Source organism: Cupriavidus sp. 8B (assembly GCF_054589115.1).
On record NZ_BAAILO010000201.1, the window covers coordinates 48141 to 55132 of the forward strand.

General features: G+C 65.7%; 7 protein-coding genes. 3 read left to right on the forward strand and 4 right to left on the reverse strand.

Going from position 1 to position 6992, the window contains the following annotated elements:
* The first annotated feature begins 181 nt into the window (after positions 1 to 181).
* On the forward strand, positions 182 to 1075 hold the full coding sequence (locus tag ACYP5B_RS19735; protein WP_400092267.1) for a MurR/RpiR family transcriptional regulator: 894 nt from the start codon (positions 182 to 184) through the stop codon (positions 1073 to 1075).
* A gap of 173 nt (positions 1076 to 1248) precedes the next feature.
* On the opposite strand, the gene ACYP5B_RS19740 is transcribed toward ACYP5B_RS19735, so the two are convergent.
* Genes ACYP5B_RS19740 through ACYP5B_RS19755 form a run of 4 tightly spaced genes read right to left on the reverse strand, consistent with a single transcriptional unit; the run spans position 1249 to position 5089 of the window.
* Positions 1249 to 2625, reverse strand: a complete 1377-nt coding sequence (locus ACYP5B_RS19740; RefSeq protein ID WP_459570851.1) for an amidase family protein — start codon at positions 2623 to 2625, stop codon at positions 1249 to 1251.
* Entirely contained in the window at positions 2615 to 2812 is a 198-nt protein-coding gene (locus ACYP5B_RS19745) for a hypothetical protein (protein WP_400092271.1), read from the reverse strand. The genes ACYP5B_RS19740 and ACYP5B_RS19745 overlap by 11 nt, the downstream gene beginning before the upstream one ends.
* Positions 2813 to 2819: 7 nt before the next feature.
* The gene (locus tag ACYP5B_RS19750; RefSeq protein WP_459570852.1) at positions 2820 to 4154 is read right to left on the reverse strand and encodes an MFS transporter; all 1335 of its coding nucleotides are present in this window, start codon (positions 4152 to 4154) and stop codon (positions 2820 to 2822) included.
* Between the two features lie 23 nt (positions 4155 to 4177).
* A complete protein-coding gene (locus ACYP5B_RS19755; protein WP_318237561.1) occupies positions 4178 to 5089 on the reverse strand; it encodes a glutamate/aspartate ABC transporter substrate-binding protein in 912 nt (303 codons plus the stop codon).
* Between the two features lie 267 nt (positions 5090 to 5356).
* On the opposite strand from ACYP5B_RS19755, the gene ACYP5B_RS19760 reads away from it, so the two are divergent.
* Positions 5357 to 6274 carry a LysR substrate-binding domain-containing protein gene (locus ACYP5B_RS19760; protein ID WP_459570883.1) on the forward strand — a complete coding sequence of 306 codons (918 nt, stop codon included), beginning with the start codon at positions 5357 to 5359 and terminating at the stop codon, positions 6272 to 6274.
* 136 nt (positions 6275 to 6410) lie between these two features.
* Entirely contained in the window at positions 6411 to 6884 is a 474-nt protein-coding gene (locus tag ACYP5B_RS19765; protein ID WP_400092279.1) for a RidA family protein, read from the forward strand.
* Positions 6885 to 6992: the final 108 nt, after the last annotated feature.

Sequence of the window (6992 nt, forward strand, 5' to 3'; positions counted from 1 at the left end):
CACAAGCTGCCGGCACCGGTGAAGTATAAGAAAGCGCTCCCGGTTATGCAACATATGTTTCCTTGTAAACTAAAGAGATTCGCTCGATTCATCCAGCGCCGAACCACGCCGGGGTCACGTCCCGTGCGTCGGGTGACCAGTTGTGCAACAATCGTTACATCCGCCAACCAGGACACCGCCCATGCCTATCGAAGTCTCCATGCCGCCGCAGAGCCTGGATGCATTGCTGGTTCATCTCCGGGAGAACTTCGCCACGCTCAGTACGCAGTTCCAGGGCGGGGCGCGCTACCTGCTCGATCATCCGCAGGAGATTCCCATCCTTTCCATGCGCAAGATTGCCGCGAATGCGGGTGTCCAGCCAGCCACCCTGGTGCGCCTGGCGCAGTTCCTTGGCTTCGAGGGCTGGCAGGGCCTGCGCGAGCTGTTTGTCGAGTCGATCCGCGGCGGCCCGCAGCCCTATGCCAAGCGTGCCAAGAAGCTGGTGCGCGAGAGCGGGTCGAGCCGGATGCTTACGGAAATGCTCGACGCCCAGCACCGCAACCTCGACCTGACTGGCGCTAACAATGCCGAGTCGATGCCGCAGGCTGCCGACCTGCTCAGCGCCGCGCCCAATGTGTATGTAGCGGGCTTTCGCTCGTGCTATCCCATTGCGTTCACGCTGCACTACGTGTATCGGCTGTTTCGCCCAACGGTGCACCTGATCCGTGGCGATGCGGGCACGCTCGAGATGGAGCTGCGCGCCCTGACGGCCAAGGACGCCGTGGTGGTGGTGAGCTTTGCGCCCTACTCCCAGGAGAGCATCCGCGTGGCCGATGCCGCGCGCGAGGCCGGCTGCCGCGTGGTCGCTCTGACCGACAGCACCGTCGCGCCAATTGCCTTGCATGCCGATTGCACGCTGCTGTTCTCTATCGACAGCCCTTCGTTCTTTCCGTCCATCACGGCCGGCGTGGCGGTGGCGGAAGCCCTGGTCGAGCAGTTGCTCGCCAAGAAGGGCAAGGGCGCGATCAAGGCGCTCGAACTCGCCGAAGGCCAGTTGCACCAGACGGGCGCCTATGTTCCGGCCAAGCGGAGCTAGCCGTGCGGACATGCGGATCCGGCTAGTATCCCGTTCAGCTGACTCGTTCGCAAAGTCTGTTGAGCTTGGAGCAGGAATTGTAGGTTGGGGGAAGTGTGCGATGTGTATTGCTTGTGGCCCGCGTCAGCGGGCTGTCCTGTTCCGCTGAGATCCGTTAACAACGGAACGGGACACTAGCTGCGCGGGTAGCTGCCGGCCTGCGCATTGCGGCATAACCCTTGGGCTTCCAGGAACAGCGCCGCGTCGAGGCACCTCTCTTCCTGCCAGGCAGGCGCGATCAGCTGTACGCCCAAGGGCATGCCGGCCACGGCGCAAGGCGCGGCCACCACGGGCAGCCCGGCCAGCGAAACCGGACGGGTCAGGTGGCCGGCATCCGCGCGCGGGGCGTAGGTTCGCTTGCTGCCGGCGATCTGCTCCATCCCGATCAGGGGGGCTGCATAAGGCGTGGTGCACGCCAGCAGCAGGTCAACCTCGTCGAACAGTGCCTCCAGCTTTGCGCGCCACACGGCCTGGTAGGCCTTGGCCGTCCGGTACCAGCTCTCGGGAATGGCCAGGCCGGCCAGCATGCGCTGGCGTACAAAGGCGCTATAGCCAGGATGGCGCTCGGCAAATCCGCGTTGAAAATGATTGCGCCCCACTTCAAACGCGGAAATGATCGATGCGGCGTCGCGGGCCAGATCGGCTTCGGGCAGATCGATCATGCGCGCAGATCCAAACGCAGAAGCAACACGCAGCACGGCATCCTGGGCCTCGTCTTGCGCAAAATCGCCAAAGCCGGCTTGCAGAATCCCCACGCGCAGGGCGGCCATCGAAGCGCCGGCTGCCGGCATCGGCTCGCCGGTGGCGGGTACGGCCCCCAGCATTGCGCGGTACGCCAGTGCCAGCCCGGTAGCATCCGAGGCCATCGGACCAACCGCGTCCAGGCTCTCGGCATAAGGGAAGCACCCTTGCGTCGAAATGCGACCCGTGGTCGGCCGCAGGCCCCAGATGCCGCAGAACGACGCCGGCGCGCGAATGGATCCGTTGGTATCGGACCCGATGCCGACCGGTGCGACACCGGCTGCAATCGCCGCGGCGGTGCCCGCCGACGATCCGCCCGCGATCCTGGCTGGATCCAGCGGATTGCGCACCGGCCCGCCGATCACGCTCTCGCCGGTAGCGCCGCAGGCATACTCGTCCATCTGTGTCAGCGCCACCGGGATCGCGCCGGCTGCCATCAACGCTTGCACCACGGCGGCGCTGCTGGTGGCGGGCGGCTCGCTCGCCCGCGCATGGGCGCCGGCAAGCGTCGCGTGGCCTTGCACGTCCAGCAGGTTCTTGATGACGAAGGGCACACCGGCCAGAGGGCGCGGGGCCTCGCCGCCAAAGCGCGCCGCGCCACAGGCGCCAGCGCCGGCAGTGGCCTCCTCCACCAGCAGCCGGGAGACGCAGTTCAGCGCCTCGACCTGTGCCGCCCTGGCAAGGCTAGCCCGAACCACGTCTTGCGCGGTAAGGCTGCCGCTCCGGAGCTGCGCCGCGATGCCAGCGGCGCAATGCAAATCAGCCGCCATTGCCGCTCTCCCCCCTACCGCGCTCCTGCCCGCATGCCATGGCGATGGCAAGCCCCTGCGCCATGCCCTCCATGCCCTGCACCAGCGCCACCACGGCCTCGGTATCCTGCGCGCAAACCGGCGGCCGGACCTTGCCGATGGCCACCTCGACGGCGGCAAGCAGTTCCGCCTGCGTCATGCGTTGCATCGCCATCTCACACCGGCCGGTCGGACATGAGCTTGCGCGGAATGGCGAGGATCAGCGCCGCGGCAATCAGCATCATGGCGGCCAGTGCCAGCACGCCCAGCGAGATGCTGCCGGTGGACTGCTTGATGCCGCCCATGAGCACGGGGCCGATCAAGCCGGCGAGGCTGGCAGCGCTGTTGATCATGGCGATGCCGCCGGCGGCGGCCGTGCCTGCCAGCACGCGGCCCGGCAGGCCCCAGAACATTGCCAGCGTCGCCATCAGGCCGGAGATGCCGATGGTCAGGAACACCATGGCCATGACGGTATTGTGCGCAAACAGCGTGCTGGCCCACATGGCGGCCGCCGCGATAAAGAGCGGGACGGCGGCATGCAGGCGCCGCTCTCCCACGCGCTCTGCATGCGCCGCGTTGCGGTTCATCACCACGCAGGCGACGCTGTACGGGATTGCCGTCAGCAGGGCAATCTCGAGGGGCGACTGCATGCCCGTGGACTGGATGATGGTCGGGAGCCAGAACACCAGGCCGTAGTTGCCGATATTGAACAGCAGGCAGATGCCCATCAGCATCCACAGCACCGGGGACTTGAGCGCGGCCACGAAGCTCGTGTTCTTGCGGGCGTTCTCGGTCGATAGCGTGGCTGTGATCGCCGCGGCTTCCGCCTTGGTCAGCCACGGCGCGGTCTGCGGCGACTCCGGCAGCATCTTGAGCACGAGCAGGCCCAGCACGATCGCCGGCAACGCTTCGATCACGAACATCCACTGCCAGCCCTGCAGGCCATGCAGATCGTGCGTGCCGGACATCAACGCGCCAGAAATCGGCCCGCCCAGTACCATCCCCAGCGGCATCGCCAGGAAGAGGATCGACATGATCTTCGACTGCCGGCCCGCCGGATACCATTTGTTCAGATACATGACCGCGGCAGGGAAGAAGCCGGCCTCCGTCACGCCCAGCATGAAACGTGCGAAGTAGAACTCCGTTGGCGTGGTCACCAGCATGGTCGCGGCGGAAACCAAACCCCACACGATCATGATGGCGGCCATGCTCTTGCGCATGCCCAGCCGGTAGATCAGCAGGCTGCTGGGTACCTGGCAGAGCATATAGCCCCAGAAGAAGATGCCGGCACCGATGCCGTACACCACGTCGCTCAGCCCCAGCGCCTGCTGCATCTGCAGCTTGGCAAAGCCAACATTCACCCGATCCAGGTAGCTGAAGAAATAGCAAAGGACGATGAACGGCACGATGCGCCTGGTCACCTTGGCGAAGGCGGCGGCGTCCAGCCCGCTCCCCGCGACGGGCGCCTCTGCCGCAACATCCAGGGCGGCGGCGTTCTTTACAACGGTCATGCTGGTCTCCTCCTGGTACGGGATTACTCAAACGCTTCGTCGTTCGGCTGGTCGTAAGCCTTCTTGACCGCAGCGCTCATCGGAAACTCGAAATTGATGTTCTTTGGCGGCACCGGCTTGCTGAACCATTTGTCGTACAGGCCCTTGATCTCGCCGCTCTTCATCAGGCCGGTGATCACCCCATCGACCAGCTTCTTGAACTCGGGATCGTCCTTGCGCATCATGAAGCCGTAGGCCTCGAACGATTGGGGCGTGCCAACCACTTCCCATTGCGCCGGGTTCGGCGCCAGCGTTTTCGCGCCCGACAGCAGCACGTCGTCCATCATGAAGGCGGCGACGCGGCCCGATTGCAGGATCAGGAACGACTCGCCGTAGTCCTTGGCGCTCTGGATGGTGATGTTGGCCTTCTTCTCGTCGTTGAGCTTGCGCAGGATCCGCTCGGACGTGGTGCCCGCATTGGTGACCACGGCCTTGCCGCTGAGATCCGGGAAGTCGTGGACCGGGCCGCCCGTCTTGACCAGCAGGCGGGTGCCGGCAACAAAGAAGGTAGTGGAGAACGACACCTGCTGCTGGCGCGCTTTCAGGTTGGTGGTGACCCCGCACTCCAGGTCGACCGTGCCGTTCTGGACCAGGGAGATGCGGTTCTGCGACGTGACCGGCACCATGCGGACGTCAAGCTTGGCCAGCCCGGTCTGCTTCCTGACCTCGGCCACCACCTTGTCGCAGATGTCCTGCGAGTAGCCGATCACCTTCTGGTTGCTGTCGTAGTAGGAGAACGGGATCGAGGTGGTGCGATGCCCGATCGTGATCGTTCCCGACTCCTTGATCCGGGCCAGCGTTGGGCTGGCAGCCACATCCGAGGCCTGGGCCGCCCCCACGCCAAGCACCGCTCCCAGCATGGCAAATCCGAGGCAGGTGGCTTTCACGGCTTTCATTTATCGCTCCTTGTTTAGCAGACATGCGATGGGCCATCGCATTGGAATACTATTCATGGAGCAACAATTGTTCCATCATGGATAACCATGAAACATATGTATTTTTCACGGCAAAAATGAAGTAACAGACGCATCACGCACCAACATTGCGATACATATGGTGCATGTCGGCCTCGTTTCGAGGCATGGCCGGACCAGCAAGCCCTCACAACAAGGCGTAGCATGTCGCTCGCCCAAGCCTTCGACCCACCCAGCCTCATGCGCTCCCTGCGTTCCATGCGATCCCTGCCGCCCCTCGTGACCCTGCGCGCGTTCGAAGCCGCCGCAAGGCGCCTGAGCTTCAGCCTGGCGGGGCAAGAGCTTTTTGTGTCACAAAGCGCCGTCAGCCACCATATCCAGCGGCTGGAGAGCGACCTGGGCGTGGCCCTGTTCGAGCGGCGTGCCCGCGCGGTTGCGCTGACCCCGGCGGGCCAGGCCTATTACGCCAAGGTGCATGCGGCGTTCGAGCTGCTGCGCGAGGGCACCGAGCAGGTACGCTCGCCCGCCAGCGCGCGTACGACGCTGACCGTGGGGCTGCTGGCGTCCTTTGGCACGCGCTGGCTGGCGCCGCGCTTGCAGGCGTTCTCCCTGGCGCATCCCGGCATCGACCTGCAGTTGCGGCCCGATATCGCCCTGGCCGACGTGGCCGGCGGCGAGGTGGACGTGGCGATCCGCTACGGGCGCGGCGCCTGGCCAGGCGTGCAAGCGCAGCAACTCATGCCGGAGCGCCTGTCGGTGGTCTGCGTGCCGGGCCTGATCGCCGGGCCGGATCGGCCCGCCAAGCCGCAGGACCTGCTGCGCTTTCCGTTCTTGTCGTCGCATGCCCGGCAGCCGTTCGAGTGGGATGCGTGGTCACGCCGCTTTGGCCTGGACCTGGGCCAGGCGCAGACTGTGCACCTGCATGACTACAACATCGTGGTGGAAGCGGCGCTAGCCGGCCAGGGCATCGCCATGGGCCGCCACCGCCTGATCGCCCAGCAACTGGCCAGCGGCGCGCTGGTGCAGGCCCTGCCCGACGCGGTACTGGATGATCCCGGCATCGGCTGGTGGCTGGTCGCGCCGCGCGGGACGCTGGGCGAGGCCGCATCGGCATTCCGTGCCTGGCTGTTGACGGTAGCCGCTGAGGATTTGCTGGAAGGAACGTGATGCCACGTGACGCCATGTGACGCCACGTAACGGAACGTATTAGTTTTGCTCATGCGTGCGGGGCAAGAATTGATTGGTTTCCCGGCCGCCAAGCCGATAGGATGGGCCTTCTCAATCTCTTTCCCGCGCAACCGACATGACCCTCTCCCTCTCCGCCCGCGTAGCCGAACTCGGCCTGACCCTGGAAGCCGCGGCCGCGCCCGCCGCCAACTACGTACCGTTCGTGCAGGACGGCAACCTGCTCTTTATCTCCGGCCAGATCTCCCGCGAGAATGGCCAGGCCGCGTACCTGGGCCGCCTGGGCGACAATATTCCGGACGAAGACGGCGTGCGGGCGGCGCGGCTGTCGGCGCTCGGCATCCTGTCGCAGATCGCTGCCGCCACGGGTGACCGGCTGGACCGGGTGGCCCGCGTGGTGCGGCTGGGCGTGTTCGTGGCCTGCACGCCGGACTTCAACCGCCAGAGCGCCATCGCCAACGGCGCATCGGACCTGATGGTGCAGGTCTTCGGCGATGCGGGCCGCCATGCGCGCAGCGCCGTGGGCGTGGCCTCGCTGCCCGCCGGCGTTGCCGTGGAAGTCGAAGCGGTCATCTCGCTGACCTCGGCCTGAACTGAACGCGCATCACAGGAACCCTCATGCCCGCTCCCCTCACCGCTGCCGCCGTTGACGCCTTGCGCGCCCTTACCCCGGGCGCGCAAGGCACCACGCATTTCAACC

Bases quoted from the DNA above. Each gene is read 5' to 3' on its own strand.
- ACYP5B_RS19735 (WP_400092267.1), top strand. From the start codon at position 182: ATGCCTATCGAAGTCTCCATGCCGCCGCAGAGCCTGGATGCATTGCTG.
- ACYP5B_RS19740 (WP_459570851.1), bottom strand. From the start codon at position 2,625: ATGGCGGCTGATTTGCATTGCGCCGCTGGCATCGCGGCGCAGCTCCGG.
- ACYP5B_RS19745 (WP_400092271.1), bottom strand. From the start codon at position 2,812: ATGCAACGCATGACGCAGGCGGAACTGCTTGCCGCCGTCGAGGTGGCC.
- ACYP5B_RS19750 (WP_459570852.1), bottom strand. From the start codon at position 4,154: ATGACCGTTGTAAAGAACGCCGCCGCCCTGGATGTTGCGGCAGAGGCG.
- ACYP5B_RS19755 (WP_318237561.1), bottom strand. From the start codon at position 5,089: ATGAAAGCCGTGAAAGCCACCTGCCTCGGATTTGCCATGCTGGGAGCG.
- ACYP5B_RS19765 (WP_400092279.1), top strand. From the start codon at position 6,411: ATGACCCTCTCCCTCTCCGCCCGCGTAGCCGAACTCGGCCTGACCCTG.